At 66.4% G+C, this 16,064-nt stretch carries 7 protein-coding genes; 2 read left to right on the top strand and 5 right to left on the bottom strand.

Annotated elements, in window-relative coordinates:
• Positions 1–46 precede the first annotated feature (46 nt).
• Both ACNQVK_RS33885 and ACNQVK_RS33880 read left to right on the top strand, forming a co-directional pair.
• Positions 47–1,537 carry a dynamin family protein gene (locus ACNQVK_RS33885; protein WP_418033141.1) on the top strand — a complete coding sequence of 497 codons (1,491 nt, stop codon included), beginning with the start codon at positions 47–49 and terminating at the stop codon, positions 1,535–1,537.
• 30 nt (positions 1,538–1,567) lie between these two features.
• Complete coding sequence (locus ACNQVK_RS33880; RefSeq protein WP_418033140.1) at positions 1,568–3,427, top strand: Hsp70 family protein; 1,860 nt, start codon at positions 1,568–1,570, stop codon at positions 3,425–3,427.
• A 47-nt stretch (positions 3,428–3,474) separates the two neighbouring features.
• Here ACNQVK_RS33880 and ACNQVK_RS33875 read toward each other — a convergent pair whose 3' ends face one another.
• From ACNQVK_RS33875 to ACNQVK_RS33855, 5 genes are all read right to left on the bottom strand, one after another.
• Positions 3,475–4,410 carry a type IV toxin-antitoxin system AbiEi family antitoxin domain-containing protein gene (locus tag ACNQVK_RS33875; protein ID WP_418033138.1) on the bottom strand — a complete coding sequence of 312 codons (936 nt, stop codon included), beginning with the start codon at positions 4,408–4,410 and terminating at the stop codon, positions 3,475–3,477.
• Between the two features lie 81 nt (positions 4,411–4,491).
• Positions 4,492–4,953, bottom strand: a complete 462-nt coding sequence (locus ACNQVK_RS33870) for a hypothetical protein (RefSeq protein WP_418033137.1) — start codon at positions 4,951–4,953, stop codon at positions 4,492–4,494.
• A gap of 19 nt (positions 4,954–4,972) precedes the next feature.
• Complete coding sequence (locus ACNQVK_RS33865; protein ID WP_418033135.1) at positions 4,973–5,452, bottom strand: hypothetical protein; 480 nt, start codon at positions 5,450–5,452, stop codon at positions 4,973–4,975.
• Positions 5,453–5,491: 39 nt separating this feature from the next.
• The gene (locus ACNQVK_RS33860) at positions 5,492–6,421 is read right to left on the bottom strand and encodes an LLM class F420-dependent oxidoreductase (RefSeq protein ID WP_418033134.1); all 930 of its coding nucleotides are present in this window, start codon (positions 6,419–6,421) and stop codon (positions 5,492–5,494) included.
• A 22-nt stretch (positions 6,422–6,443) separates the two neighbouring features.
• Positions 6,444–15,953, bottom strand: coding sequence for a BTAD domain-containing putative transcriptional regulator (locus ACNQVK_RS33855; RefSeq protein WP_418034489.1), 9,510 nt, complete (start codon positions 15,951–15,953; stop codon positions 6,444–6,446).
• Positions 15,954–16,064: the final 111 nt, after the last annotated feature.

The raw sequence follows: 16,064 nt of genomic DNA, 5'->3' as shown, positions 1-16,064 counted from the left end.
TGAACCCCGGTTCGATGTCCGGGTTGGAAGAGGTGGACTCCGCAGCGTGAGCACGGCCGATCAGGTGCGCTCGATTCTGGGCGGCACCATCAAGGCGTACCGGGGTGACCCGGCATACCGCGATCGGCCCGACGTGCACAACGAGCTCGACCGCATCGGGCGCCGGCTCAACCAGCCGATCCGCATCGCGCTGGCCGGCACACTCAAGGCAGGCAAGTCGACGCTCGTCAATGCGCTGGTCGGGGAGGACATCGCACCCACCGACGCCACCGAGGCGACCCGCATCGTGACCTGGTTCCGGCACGGGCCCACCCCCAAGGTGACCGCCAACCACCGCGGCGGCCGTCGCTCCAACGTGCCGATCGCGCGGGATCCACATGACCGGGGCCTCACCTTCAGCTTTTCCGGGCTCAACCCCCAGGACGTGGTGGACCTGGATGTGGAGTGGCCGGCCGCCGAGCTGATCGACACCACGATCATCGACACCCCGGGCACCTCGTCGCTGTCGCGCGACGTGTCGATGCGCACGCACCGGCTCCTCGTGCCCGAGGACGGCGTGCCCCGCGTCGACGCGGTGGTGTTCCTGTTGCGCACCCTCAACGCGGCCGACATCGCCCTGCTCAAACAGATCGGCGAACTGGTCGGCGGATCCTCGGGCGCACTCGGCGTCATCGGGGTGGCCTCGCGGGCCGACGAGATCGGTGCCGGTCGCATCGACGCGATGATGTCGGCCAAGGACGTGGCCAAGCGCTTCACCGAGGAGATGGACAAGACCGGGATCTGCCAGGCCGTCGTCCCGGTGTCCGGTCTGCTCGCACTGACCGCCCGGACCCTGCGGCAGAGCGAATTCGTCGCGCTGCAGAAGCTCGCCGGGGTCGAGCCGGCCACGCTGACGAAAGCGATGCTCTCGGTGGACCGGTTCGTCCGGGCGGACAGTGCACTGCCGGTGGACGCGTCCACCCGCTCGGCGCTGCTCGATCGGTTCGGCATGTTCGGCATCCGGATCTCGATCGCGGTGATGCACGCCGGGGTGTCCGATTCCGTTGCTCTGGCCGACGAACTGCTGGAACGCAGCGGTCTGATCGCCCTGCGCGACGTGATCGATCAGCAGTTCGCGCAACGTTCGGAGCTGCTCAAGGCGCATACGGCGCTGTTGTCGTTGCGGCAGTTCGTGCAGCACAACCCGATCTACGCGACCCCGTACATCCTGGCCGACATCGATCCGCTGCTGGCGGACACGCATGCCTTCGAGGAGCTGCGGTTGCTCAGCCTGCTGCGCTCTCGCCCCACGACGCTGAACGAGGACGAGATGGCCTCGCTGCGCCGGATCATCGGCGGCTCGGGTACCGACGCGGCCAGCCGGCTCGGCCTGCAGCCCGACGCCCCCTTCGACGGGCCTCGTTCGGCTTTCGCCGCGGCGCAGCGCTGGCGGCGCCGGGCCGATCATCCGCTCAACGATCCGTTCACCACGCGGGCCTGCCGGGCCGCGGTACGCAGTGCCGAGGCGCTGGTCGCCGAGTACTCGTCGCGCCACTAACGAATTCGGCCTCTCCGTCGACATACAGGTATGCGTGATTGCCTGGGGTTGTCCGTGGGGGCGACCAATCTGGTGGCGATCGCCGATCATGCGCCGCTGGTGCGGCGGACGGTGCTCACCGTGTCCGCACATCGTGGGGCCGTGGTCGGCGCGCCGCCATCCGTCGATGGCGGGTTGGTGTTCACCGATTTCGTCGGACGGGTGGGTGACCCGGTGCCCCTGGTCGCCGCCGACGGTTCGACACATCAGGCCGAACGGCTACTGGCCGGCGCGGTCGAGGCGCTGACACGGGAGACCAGCCCGGCGCATCGGCCCGACGTGTCCGTGCTGGCGGTGCCCGCGCACTGGAGTGGTGGTGCCGTCGAGTCTGTGCGGCGGGCGATGCCCGGCGTCCGGGTCGTTCCCGATTCGGTCGCGGCGCTGACGGCCATCCAGGCACATCCCGGTCTGCCCGCGCGCGGCGTCGTCGCCCTCTGCGATTTCGGCGGTTCCGGCACCAGCCTGACCCTGGCCGACGCCGCGGCGGGATACGCGACCATCGGGCAGACGGTGCGTTACCAGGACTTCTCCGGCGACCTGATCGACCAGGAAGTGCTGCGCCACGTCCTGAGCACTCTGGATGCCGAACCGGCCGGGACCGCAGCCGTGACCGCACTGGCCCGGCTGCGCGAACAGTGCCGCACCGCCAAGGAAGAGCTCAGCGATCAGAGTGCCACCAGCCTGACCGGGGTTGGCGGCACAATCAGGCTGACCCGCGCCGAATTGGACGCGGTGGTCGAGGAGCCCCTCGGTGGTGTGATCGAGGCTCTGCTCGATCTGCTGCGCCGCAACGGTATTCACCCGGCGCAGCTGGCCGCCCTGGTGACGGTCGGTGGTGGAGCCCGGATACCCCTTGTCACCCAACGTCTTTCCGAGGCGTTCCGAATGCCGGTCACCACCGTGCCGCAGGCCCAGGTGATCGCGGCAGTCGGGGCCGCGCTGCTGGGCCGTCGCGGTGCCGACGAGACCGCGACGCAGGTGGCGCATGCCTCTGCGGTGCCTGGTCCCGTCATGGGGACCGGCACGATCGCGGCCTCCGCCCTGGCCTGGTCGGTGTCTGACTCGGTGGCCGAGGTCGCGGAGTTCATCCCCGAATCAGTGACCGACGATTCGGCCAGGCCGGAATTCGTGTTCGCCGAGCCGCCGCTGTCACCCGCTCCCGCGGGTATCCCCTGGTACCGGCGCGGGGGAGTGGTGGCCTACGCGGGTGTGTTCCTGGCCGTCGTCGGCACGGTCGGCATGGTGCTCTCGGCGCGGGCCGACCGCCTCGATGCCGCCGCGACCGGATCCAGCCTTTTGGCGCCGCAGAATGTTCCGGCCGAATCCCCGTTGGTGCCGGCCGCCGCATCGGCACCGCCGACCAGGACCGTCGTGGTGCGTGATCCGTCCTGGCCAGGAACCGGGGCGCCCGCGCAAGCCGCGCCCCGGCAAGCATCGGCCCCGTGGTTGGTGCAGAGTCGCCAGAGCGCACCGCTTGCCCCGGCCCCGCAACGGGCGGCTCCGCCTCCTCAGGCGCCCCGGCCCGCTGCACCTGCGCCGGCTCCTGCGCCGGCGCCCGTGCCCGTGGCGATCCCGCCGATTCCGGTGCCGCCGTTGGTATTTCCGCCGGTGACGCTCCCGCAGTTGCCGATCCCGACATTCAAACCGCCGGTGTCTGAATCACCAGCGCCGTCGCCGAGCCCGTCTCCTTCGCCGTCGCCGAGCCCGTCGCCCACGCCAGAGCCCAGCCCGTCGCCGACCCCTTCACCTTCGCCCGAGCCGACTCCCGAGCCCACAGCGGCGCCGGAGCCCACCCACGCTCCCGAGCCGACGCAGGCGCCTACGCCCACCTCGGTGGCGCCCGCACCTTAAACCGAGGATTACTGCTTGATATTGACTGGAATCCTCGGTCTTGACGGCTATGCGGCGCGGTCGAGTCGCGCGAACCAGCAGTCGGGTCCGCATGGCCGGCCGGCCACCGCGAGCCCGTGCCGGTGCAGCACCCGAGCGATCTTGCCCGCGGTCTGACAAGGCCGGTCGAAGACCTGCCCGTAAGAGAGCCTGACGGTCGAGCGGCCGTCGACGGCGGCGTCGAGATCCCGCTCAAAATCAGCATCCCGCCTGGTCGCCGAATCGTGGTAGACGCGGCCGTCGAGCTCGACGATGACCTGTTCGCCGTACTCGGCATCGCGATAGCAGACACCGATGGATGATGCGGCCCGCTTCTGTCGCGTGGCTCGAGGTAGACCGTGCGGGCGCTCGACGCGAACGAGATATCCGTGCTCGAGAACCGAGCAGGTGCCGTCGGCGATATCGACCAATACTGCGCGTAACCACCGGCGACGGCGGACCCGCGCCCGAGAATCGAGCACCTGCAGCAGCCGATGTGCGGTCGTGCGCCGCGATTGGCAGGCGTTCGCCAGGACCGCGATGGCATCGAGTTCGGACGCGGCGCGGCACGCAACGTCGAGCGCGGCTTCGTCGTAACGCATCCGCGGTGGGCTGACGTTCCACAGCACCCGCTCCTGAAGACTCACGACATGGTGAATGCGGACTCCTGTGGGTGCGGCCAGTGTCGCCCGCTGCTGCGCGACCGCGACCTGGATTGGCGACGCTTCACTTCCCAGGGCCGACTCGAAGCACAATGCGGCCGGAGCCGCGTAAAGCACTGCAGCCCAAGTGCGTTGCGACCACGTCAGCGGTCCGGTGTGGTCGACGTATACGCCCACGTGGACCCGCGCCCACTCGTTGCGTCTGAGCAGCCGCCGGATCTCGTGCTCCCGCAGGCCCGCGGCCAAGGCCTGCCGACGCGAGATCACCCCATCCTGTTGGCGAAGCACAGTGTCAACGTCCACCAACTCGATACTCGTGGACAGCCGCGACGGCGGCCAGAACCATTTCAATGACCTGTGGATAACTGGCGGCGCCGTGGCAGATCAGGGATTACCTGCAGGCGGCTGCGTTGTCGTCGTCACCGGAGCGGTCGTGGTGGTGGTCGTCGTCGGCGCAGTCGTGGTGGTCGTGGTGGTCGTTGTGGTGGGTTCAGTGGTGGTGGTCGTGGTTTCCTCGGCCGTCGTCGTGGTCGGTGCCACCGTCTCGGTGACGGTGTGAGTCGGGGCCGGAACGACCGGGGCCGTGGTGGCGACCGATGTGGTCGTGGTCGGTGTCGTCGTCGTGGTGGTCGTGGTCGTCGACGGGGAGTCCGACGAGAACAGCTGCACCAGGGCGTAGATGACCAGCGCCGCGATGACTGCGCCCACCGCGCCCATGCCGATCAGTGCGGCGGGCTTGCGGTACCAGGGGATGGGCTCCGGAGCGGGTGGCGCGGGCGGCTCGGAGTACTCGCCGTAACTCGGGGCGTACTGGGTGGGCTCTTCGTCGTCGTAATAGTTCGACACGCGCCGATGGTAGGCGGGTTCAGCCGCCCGGCGGCGGATACAGCGTGCGTGTCACGTTGGTGCGGGGCCGGTGGTGCGTCGTGGTGGTGGGGTACTCGCCGTAGTCGGCGCTGCCCGACTGCGTAGTCGTCGTCGTGGTTGTCGTCGTCGACGTGGGCGAGGTCTCCGACGTGGTCGAGGTCCCGGAGGTTTCCGAGGGCGACGTCGTCGTGGTGTCCGACTCGCCCGGCAGGCCGAACTCGGTGGTCACCGGAAGCTGGCTGGTGGTGGTCCGGGTAGTGGTGGACTTTGAGGTCTTCACCGTCGTCGACGCGTAGCTGGGCGGGACGAAATCGATCGGCGCGTCTTCGGGTCCGCCGGAGCCGGTCAGGGCGATCGCCGCCCACACCACCAGGCCGATCACAGCCAGTGCGGCCGCGCTGGCCCCCGCAACCGCCGGCGTCGAATGATGCCAGGGCGCCTCGGGAGGCTGCCCCTGGTCGTCGTCGTCACCGGTCACGGGCACCGATACTATGCCCGGCCCTGGAGCGCGCCTCGGTCAGCTCAGCTGACGGATGACATCGGAGGCGAAGAGCTCGAGATGATCCAGATCGGACTGGTCGAGCATCTGCAGGTAAACCCGCTGTACCCCGGCCTCCAGGAAGGGCCCGAGCTTGTCGACGATCTCGGCGGGCGTGCCGACCAACGGGGAATTGCTGCGCAGCTCATCCACCTCACGGTTGATCGCTGCGGCTCGCTTGGCGATCTGCGCCTCGTCACTGCCGGCGCAGACGACGAACGCCGCCGAGTAGGTCAGGGCATCCGCGGCTCGTCCCGCCGCGGCCACCGCGTCGGCCACCCGCGCGAACTGCGTCTTGAGGGTGTCCAGCGGCACGAACGGCACGTTGAATTCCGCGGCGAACTCGGCGGCCAGCGCCGGTGTGCGCTTGGCGCCCATCCCGCCGATGACGATCGGTACGGGCGACTGCGTGGGCTTGGGCAGCGCCGGTGAGTCGACCACGGTGTAGTGCGTGCCGCTGAAGTCGAAGGTTTCGCCGACGGGGGTGGCCCACAACCCGGTGAGGATGCGCAACTGCTCTTCGAGCCGGTCGAAACGCTCGCCCAGCGGCGGGAACGGGATGGCGTAGGCCTGGTGCTCGGCCTCGAACCAGCCGGCGCCCAGGCCCAATTCGACACGACCACCGCTCATTTCGTCGACCTGAGCCACCGAGATCGCCAACGGTCCGGGGTGGCGGAAGGTGGCCGAGGTGACCATGGTGCCCAGCCGGATCGTCGAGGTTTCGCGTGCGATGCCGGCCAGCGTCACCCAGGAGTCGGTCGGACCGGGCAGACCGTCGCCGCTCATCGCCAGGTAGTGGTCAGACCTGAAGAACGCCGAATAGCCGAGCCCCTCGGCGGCGCGGGCAACCGCGAGCTGATCGGAGTAGGTAGCGCCTTGCTGGGGTTCGACGAACACACGGAAGTCCACGGAAGTCAGCCTATCGGCGACCTCAAGTGGATGGCGGCTGACTGAGTTCGTCGAACCTGGCGAGCGCGGCGTCCAGGTCGGCCTCGTCGTAAATCTCGCAGTGGCTGACCACGCCGTTGACCAAGAAAAGTACGACCTGTCGCCACTCGGCATCGAATCCCTGGTGCGAACTCCCGCTCGCCACCTGGGTGATGACCGCGCCACGTTTGTTCATGCGGTGCACAGTCTCGATGTGGATCTTCAGATCGGGCGACACGTCCCACGCGGTTTGGATGTACGGGAACAAGTCGCCGGGTGTGAAAGCGACGCCGGGCCGGTGGTCGATGTTCACAAAGTCCGGAGTGGCCTTGGGCAACTCGTGCCGGTTGAGTGCGTCGTGGCCCTCTGTCATGGCCGACCACACATCAGCGTAGGCAGCGGCTTCGCCGGCGAGATAGCGGCCGTCGAGCTCGGTGAAGGCCGCGGCGATGTCGTCGAGGTCGAACACCGTGACCACCGTGATCCTGTCGTTGGCATCGATTTCGATGATGCCCAGCACCTCGGTACTGAACGCCTCGGGGCGCGGGTCGTTACCGGAGAAGCAGACACGACTGAGGGCGAGACGTTCTCCGCGGATCGCAACAAGGTTCGAAGATATTGTCTTGACCCCGATGTTGGCGATGGTCCGCATGTTGGCGATATCGAAATCTCTACCATGACGCAAACTTTCGCGGACGACTCGCCTGCGATCGTCGGCGCAAATGTCATCGGCCACGATCAACGCCATTGCGCCCCAGTCGCGGTCCGCAAAGTGCGTCAGGTAGCGCTCATAGACTTGACTTGCCCTGTTTCCCAGCCGCGGCTGCTGACCGAGTTCGTCGAACTTTGCGAGCGCGGCGTCGAGGTCTGTCTCGTCGAATAGTTCACAGCGATTGATCAAGTCGCCATCCACGGCGAGAAGTGCGATCTCCCGCCACTCGGCCTCGAAGCCCTGTTCTGAGGTCGCACTTGCCGTGTGGGTTACAACAATTCCCACCTTGCTCAGCCGATGGACGGACTCAATGTAGACCAACATGTCGGACGCCAGATCCCACGTGGCGCGTATGTATGCGGGCATATCACCCGGCGCAAATCCAATTGCTCGTCGGTGATCGATATTGATCCAATCCGGCGCTAACTCGGTATCGTCGCGACTGTTGAGTGCGACATAGCCCTCTGTGATGGCTTTCCACGTTTGCGCATGGGCGCGGGCCTCACCCGCGAGATATCGCGCGTCGAGTTCAGAGAAGGCGGCTTTGATGTCTTCGAGATCGAATGTGACGAGCGCAGTGATCCGACCGTCGGCGCCAATCTCGACCACTCCAAGGACCTCGACGACGTACTCGTCCGTCTTGTCTTCTCGGCGCGAGTAGCGAGCACGGCTGAGCACCAGGCGATCTCCGCGGGTCGCGATCATGACCAACGCGTCTACAGTGAACAAGAGGTCGGCGACTATCCGCGTGGACGCGACCGCGGCTTCTCGGTCTTGGCGGGTCCCTGAACCAACGACCTGCCGCCGGTCTTCGCCGGAATAGTCGACCGCGAGCATCTCGGTCACGGTGTCCCAATTGTTTTCCGCGACTTCCGCGAAGAAGTGCCTGGTCACCAGGCTTGCGGTGTTTTCCGGCCGCGGCGCGGGCCGACTGAGTTCGTCAAACCTTGCGAGGGCGGCATCGAGGTCTGTCTCGTCGAAGACTTCGCAGCGGCTGATCAGGCTACCTTCGACTGTAAACAGGTCGATCAACCGCCATTCGCCGTCAAAGCCCTCAGGCGACGTTCCCTTCAGCACCTGGGTAACGACCGCTCCGAGTTCGCTCAGCCGGTGCACCGCCTCGATATAGACGCTCGGATTTGGGATGACGTCCCACACGGCACCGACAAACGTGGCCAGATCGACCGCATCGACCGACAGGACCGGTCGATGATCGATGTATGGCATGTTCGGCGTTGTCGCGGGAACTTTGTGCAGAGTGAACGCTGCCTGGGCAGCGGCGATCACCGACCACGTCTGCGCATGGGCACTTGCCTCACCTGCCAGGTATCGCGCGTCGAGTTCAGCGAGAGCAGCCTCGAAATCGTCGACGTCGAAGGTGACTACAGCGGAGATGCGTTCGTCGGCATTCACGACGACGACTTCGAGAAGACTGACTTGATACGCATCGGTCTGTCCGTGGCCGACTGCGTATTGAGTGTGCCTGAGTGCCAGGCACTCACCGCGTGTCGCAAGGACCGTAGTCGCTGTGATCCCGGCGCCGAGTCCGGCGATCACGCGGGCGTCTTCGAGAGCGGCATCCCGACCGTGCCGGATGCCGGCGCTTACGATGTGACGACGATCCTCACTGCAGATGTCGTCGGACAGCATGTTCGCCATCGCGTCCAGATCGGCTTCTGCCAAACACTTCTGGAAGCGTTCGAACACACGATTTGCCGCGTTGCTCAGCTTCGCCGTGTGACTGAGGTCGTCGAACCGGGCGAGAGCCGTGTCGAGGTCGTCCTCATCGAACATCTCGCTACGGTTGAACAGCTCGCCTTCGCGCGTCATTAGGTGGACTTCGCGCCACTCCGCCTCGAAGCCCTCACGTGACGTTCCGTGCAACGCATGGGTGACGACCGCACCGCGATCGTTCAACCGATGTACCGCCTCGATGCGGAAGCCGATGTCCGGAATCTGATCCCAGGCGCGGCGGGTGTAGTCCTTGATATCTCCGGGCGCGAAAGATGTCACCCTCCGGTGGTCGACGCTCACATGGTCGACGGTCGTCGCGGGCATTTCGCGCCGGTTGAGTGCGGCGTACGCGGCCACGACAGCCGACCATGAAAGTGCATGCGGCGCTGCTTCGCCGGCGAGGTAGCGTGCGTCGAGCTCGCCAAGCGCTGCGTCGAAATCGTTGTGGTCGAAGGTGACCGTCGCCGCAATCCGGTTGTCGGCGTCGATCTCGATCACGTGCAGAAGATCGAGGCCGAACTCCTCAGGTTCCCCACCGCCGAGCGAGAATCGAGCGCTTACGAGGACGACGCGTTCGCCACGGATTGCTATGGGTTCCGGCGTTTGTGTGGCGCCGAGATCAGCTGCTATCCGGAAATTCTCGATGAAGGTGTCCCGACCGATTTGCAGGTCGGCGTTTATCACCGGACGACGGTCGTCGAATCTGATGTCGTCAATCACCATCTCCGCCATGGCGTCCCAGTCGCGGGCGGCGAACCGCTCTAGAAAGCGATCGGTCGCTAGGCTTGCCGCGTTCTCCAGATTCGGGGCGGGTCGACTCACCTCATCGAACTCCGCGAGTGCGGCGTCGAGATCGGTCTCGTCGAACAGCTCGCAGCGGTTGATCCGGTCGCCCTCGAACGTGAGCAGGCTGATGTCTCGCCATTCGGCGTCGAGACCCTCTCGCGAGGTCGCCAACGCTGTATGAGCAACGAGCGCTCCGATATCACTGAGTCGATGTACTTGCTCGACATAAATGGTGGCCTGTGACGTGATGTCCCACGCCGCACGGAGGGCTGCACTCAGGTCGCCGGTCTCGGTCGCGACGAGTCGCCGGTGATCGATGTCAATCCAGTTCGGCGTGGCAGCCGGGAGCTCGTGCCGGTTGAGCGCAGCATACACGCCCACGACGGCCGACCACGTGTGCGCATGAGCGGACGCCTCGCCGGCGAGGTAGCGGGCGTCGAGTTCCTTGAAAGCGTCGTCGATGTCGTCGAGGTCGAATTGGACGGCGACCACCATCTGCTCGTCGGCGTCGATCTCAGCTATACCGAGCAACTCGGCCTGAAACGCCTGGGGTCCTTGGCCCGAGAAACGGAGATGACGGAGCACGAGGCGGTCCCCGCGGGTCGCAATGACTGCCGACGTTATGGACCTTGCACCGAGGTCGGCGCCCGTCCGCATGTTGGCGATCATCGCGTCGCGACCGCGCCGGAGTCCGGCGTTCGCAACCCGACGGCGATCGTCGTCGAGAATGTCCTCGGCCATCACTTCCGCCATGCTCGTCCAATCGCGGGCGGCGAAATAGGCGAAGATGCGGTCGTACACGCGGCTGGCCGTGTTCTCCAACTGCCAGACTGGCCGGCTGAGTTCGTCGAGCTTCGCAAGCGCAACGTCGAGATCTTCTTCGTCGAATAGCTCAGACCGGCAAAGTAATTCACCTTCAATAGCGAGTAGCTGGAGGCCCCGCCACTCGGCCTCGAAGCCACCCTGCGGCGTTCCCTGGGCAACATGAGTGACGACGGCCCCGTGGTCGGTGAGGCGATGCACCGCTGCGATGTAGATCGTGGTGTCCGGTGTGTCTTCCCATGTGGCTTGGATAAACCTGACCACGTCGCCGGGCGCGAAAGCTGCTGCGCGACGGTTGTCTATGTTCACCCAGTCGGACGTCGTCGCGGGGACCTCGCGTCGGTTGAAGCTGGCGTAGGCGTCCATGACGGCTGCCCAGGTTCGCGCATACGGAGCGGCCTCACCTTCGAGGTAGCGGGCGTCGAGTTCGCTGAGGGTGGCATCGAAGTCATCGAGATCGAAAACGACCTTCTCGGTCATCACCCCTTGGCTGTCGACTTCGGTGATCTCCAGCGTTTCAACGCAAAATGCGGCGGGCTCCTCGAACCTCTCGCGGCTCAGACACAGGCGATCGCCGCGCACCGCGATAGTCGACTTCGTAACAGCGACCCCCAAGGCTGCGATCGAACAGATGTTGTCGACCGCGGTCGCGCGGCCATTGATTTCGCAGCGGAAGCCTTGACGTCTGTCATCAAGTCGCGTGTCCTCGGTGAACAGCGCGCCGATCTCGTCAAGACGATTGGCGAGAGAGAGCGTGATCAAGCGATCATCAGCTCGGGTCGCCGCGTTCGCCAGTGACATACGCGGACGTTCGTCTTCGAATCGTGCATGTAGGGAATCGAGTTCGGCCAGCGCTGCGTCCATGTCGTCGACGTCGAACCATATTTGCCAAGCGATTCGGCCACCTTCATCAATGCCGAACACCTGGAGAAGTTCGTCCTGTGGTGCGCCAGGACTTTCATCGACAGTGCCAATGGTCACCCGTGCGAGAGCGAGTTGATCGCCTCGTACAGCCACAACAACTTGCTGTGCCCGCATAACCCCGTTCTCGAGATCGCACCTCGTCTGGTGCACCACTTCGCGCTGTCGGAAGTCGGTCCCTTTGAATCCGACGAGCTTGCGTCGACTCTCCACGGAGCCTTCGGGTGCAAAGACCTGCTCGAACTCGTCCCATGCCTCGGCATCGATAGCCGCCGCCGCACGTTCGCATGCCCGTGTGCACGCGGTATCCGAATGGCGCTGGGGCACTTGATCTGTCGTACGCCGCAACGCTTCGAATCGCTCGTACTGCGCGTCGAGTTCGGAGATCGCTGCATCGACATCTTCGATGTCGAACCACACCTGCAATGCGATCAGGCCGTCCTCGTTGAGGCCGACCAACTGGATCATTTCGTCCTGTGGTGCCCCACGGCTTACGTCGTCAGTGCCTACAGACAACTTGACCAGAGCGAGACGCTCACCCCGTGAGGCGACGAAGGTCGGCCGGTGTTGGACCATTCCCAACTCAAGATAGCGCCGCATCTCGCGTGGCCAATCGCGCGGCGGAAGGTGGATAGGGGCAAAGCCGACGATCCTCCGGCGGCTCTCGACGACGACGCCTGGCGCAAAAAGCCCCTCAAGGTCGCTCCAGGCTTCCTGTTCAACAGCGGTGGCCAGTTGCTTGCACACCCGCACGCACGCATTGTCGAACTCGGCAACCGGCACTTCGGGGGCAGCTGGCGGGGTCGGGAGATCCCGCTCGCCGACAAGACCTCGCGCCTTTTCCGCAAGCGCCACAGCCCCTTTCCGCTCGTACAGCTCGACAGCTCGTTCGGCGGCGGCTCTCGCCCGCGCGGCATCGCCAGCAGTCGCCAACACAGTCGCCAGTGCCAGGCACGCATCGCCATGGTCGACCAACGCATCGGTGCGCTCCGCAAGGGTGACGGCTTCCTCGGCCACCCGCTGTGCCTCGTCGTAGGAGCCGCCACGAGCCAGCAGCTGCGCCCGAACCGTGCGCCAGGCAATGGCGGGTTTCAACGCGTGTCCGGCGAGTCGTTCACTCTCCGAGGACAATTCTTCAGCCTCGACGTGTCGGCCGAGCAAGAGGCACGCGCGTGCCAACAGTGCGGCCACCTCCGCTGTATCGGCATCCAGTCTCATCCGACGGAAACCGTTGTAGGCAAGCCGAAGATGTTCCTCGGCCGCTGCAGGATCGTCGACGACCAGCTCGACGATGCCGGCGAAGTGCTCGACTTCGAGTAGCGCATGGCGCAGGCCGAGCTCGGTGACGGTACGCCGGGCGGAGTCGATCATCCGTCGGGCCGCAGCGGCCCGGCCACGGAACGCCTCCAGCACAGCTTGGCACCGGGTCGACGTCGCCTCGACCGCAGGTGAATCGGTCGTAATCCGTAGTAGACGCACCACGTCAAGGCACCGCCCGCCCGCCCGCGGAACCGGGTTGGGTCCCCACAACGCGGCCAGTGGTGCGCCCGCCAGCACCGCGTTTACCAGCCGGTGTTCACGCGCCTGGCGCGCTGCGGTGAGCGCGTTGTCCAGTGCCAGCTCGCAGTCGGCGACGCGTCCGAGACGGGCAAGGCACCCTGCTCGCACGGTGTGTGCTTTGGCTTCCCCTGCGGCGTCGCCCAATTCGGCCAGGGTCACGGCGGCCGCCGCAACCGCGGATTCGATGTCGTCCAGGCGCTCGGGATCGACGAGCATCGAGAGCTGGCCGTCGAAGCATGTCGCCCATGCCGCGAGGCGGGCTGAATCGCGCGTTCCTTCTTTGAGTTGCGACACTGCGCCTGCCGCCGAAGACACATCGCCCGCGGCCAGCAGCGCCTCGCAGCGCGCCACCAGAAGTTCGACGCGCTGGTCGTCCCGGTCGGGCAGCTCGTCGTCCAGTTCCTCCAGCGCGTGAAGCGCGTGATCGTAAAGGTCGGCGGCGCCCTCGTAGGCCAGTCGCGTCATCGCCTGGTCCGCAGCGCGCCGGCAGTACTCGACGGCCTTGAGTGCGTTTCCCGCCCAGGCACATTCGAAGTAGTGGTGGGCCAGGTCGGCCAACAGTTCGTCATCGGCACCCGGCATCGTCTCCAGGCTCGCCGCGATGCGCTGGTGCAGCCGCATGCGCCGCACGGACGCCAGCTCGGCAAGCAGCGATTGCCGGACGATGGCGTGGTTGAAGCGGTAGCGACCGCCAGGTTCCTCGATGACGATGGCGGCCTGGCATGCCTCGTCGAATGCGTCGACCAGGTCCTGGCCTACTACCTGTTCGACCAGGTCCAGGGCGAACTGGCTGCCCACCACCGCGGCCGCCGCCAGTGCCTTGTTGGTCTCGGCCGGGAGCCGGGAAAGCCTGCGGCTCACGGCTTCCCGGACGCCCTGTGGCAGGGTGCTCGGATCCCAGTGCCCGCCGCTCTCGTCCACATGGCGCAAGGCCTCGATGAGGAAGAACGGGTTGCCACCGGTGACCGATGCCAAAGCGCGGGCCAACTCGTCGTCGTCGTATCCGGCCTCGGCCACATACGTGCTGACGTCGTCCACATCAAGGCCGTTGAGGGCAATGCGGTTGGCGCTGCCGTCACGGTGGAGGTCGGCGAGCATCGCCGCCAGCGGGTGGGAGCGATCGAGGTCCGTACTGCGGTAGGTGCCGACGATCTGCACGCGAGCGTGCTCTCCGAAGCGGAGAAGGTGGCGGAGCAGAAGCAAAGTGGGCTTGGCCGCCCAGTGCAGGTCGTCGAGTACCAGGACGATGGGTGCTTCCACCGAGGCGACTCCGAGCAGGGCCACCACGGCATCGAACAGCGCGTAGCGTTCGGTGTCCGGGTCTCCATGAGGTGGCGCGGCGAGATCGGGGAGAACATCGCTCAACCCGGGAACCAGCGGCAGTAATGCCTCGACGCCACGCAGCCCGCGCAGCCGACTGGTACCGACGCAGGGCACGAGCGTGCGCAGGGCCTCCGCGAACGGCTGGTAGGGCGCGCCGAGGTCTTCGTCGGAACGGCCGTAAAGAACCACCGCACCTTGTGCGTACGCCTGCCGGCCCCATTCGCCTGCCAGGCGGGTCTTGCCGACGCCTGGTTCGCCCGCGATCAGTACGGCGCGGGTGCCGGCCAGGACCGTCTGGTGCCAGTCGGCCAGAAGCTCGGCGAGCTCGCGGGCACGCCCGACGAACGGGCCAGGGCCTGCGAGCACCGCGGGCATCGCAGGCCGCTCGATGGGGGTATCGCCTGCCGGCGATGGACTTTCGGCGGTCTGGAGGCGCAGCTCGAAGATGTGCTCGGGCCGCGCGAGGTTCTTCAACTGCCGCATGCCCAGGTCGACGAGCGCGACGTCGTCGGACAAGGAGTCGATGACCAGCTCGGCGGTCGCACCCGAACACAGGATCTGGCCACCTGAGGCCTGCGACCGCAGCCGGGCGGCGCGATTGACGGCGCGACCGAAGTAGTCGCCGTCCCGAAGCTCGGCCTCGCCGGTATGCAGGGAAATACGGATACGCATCGGCTCGGCCAGCGGCCAAGGTTCCTGGAAGATCGCGTCCTGTAACTCGATCGCGGCGGCCGCCGCCGCTGACGGGCGGTCGAAGACCGAGAATGTGGCATCACCCTCGCCGCGTGTCTTGATCAGCCGGCCGCCGCGGGATGTGATGACCTGTTCGACGAGCTCGTCGTGCCGTGCGAGTGCGAGTGCCATGGCGCCGGCGTCAGCCTCCCAGGCGGCCGTCGACCCTTCGATGTCGGTCAGTAGGAAGGTCACGGCCCGCGTCACAGACGGAACATGTTGTGTCGCAGGGGCGTCGAGCTCGGGATCCTGAGCGACGATCGCGGCTTCCAGCCGCCGGAGTTCGGGCCCCGGGTCGACCCCGAGCTCATCGGCCAACAAGGCGCGGGCCCGGCGGTAGGCGCCGAGCGCCTCGCCCTGCCTGCCGGCCCGGTAGAGCGCGAGCATCAGCTGGCCCCAACGTCTTTCGCGTAGCGGTGCGTCCGCCACGGCCGCCTCGAGGTCGCCGATGATCTCCGCCGCACGGCCGGTTGCCAGGAGCGCGTCCGCCCGGTCCTCGACCAGTGCCGCGTGGCCCTCGATCCACCGGGTCTTCTCGGACACTCCCCGTCGGCAGTCGGGCAGTTCGGGGATTCCCCGCCACAGGGCGACTGCCTCGTCGAATCGAGTCACGGCACCACCGGTGTCACCGGCGCCGAGGGCGTCCCTGCCGGATTTGGCGAGCGACTTGTACCGCGAGGCGTCAGTCTCGGCCGTGTTCAGCCGCCAGCCGGTTCCCTCGGTCAACACGAAGCCATCGCCGAGAGCGTGACGCAACGCGGAGATATGGGTCTGTAGGGCCTTGGCGGCGGTACGTGGCGGGTCGTCGCCCCAGAGCAATTCCATCAGCACGTCGGCCGGTACAACCGAACCACCGTGCAATCCGAGCATCGTGAGGATGGCGCGCGGCTTCGCGCCCGGTATCACGACGGGCGCACCGTCCATTCGGACCTGAAGAGGCCCCAAAACCCCCAGTTCCACCGATGAAAGCGTACCCACGCGCCCATCGTCGGGGTGACGATTCAACGCACGATCAAGAATGAGTAAAGCCGGGGA

Origin of the sequence: Mycobacterium sp. 134 (assembly GCF_048282715.1) — a bacterium.
GTDB classification, from domain to species: Bacteria; Actinomycetota; Actinomycetes; order Mycobacteriales; family Mycobacteriaceae; genus Mycobacterium; species Mycobacterium septicum.
The sequence above is the reverse complement of the archived record's forward strand: the minus strand, read 5'-3'. Positions and strand labels throughout refer to the sequence as shown.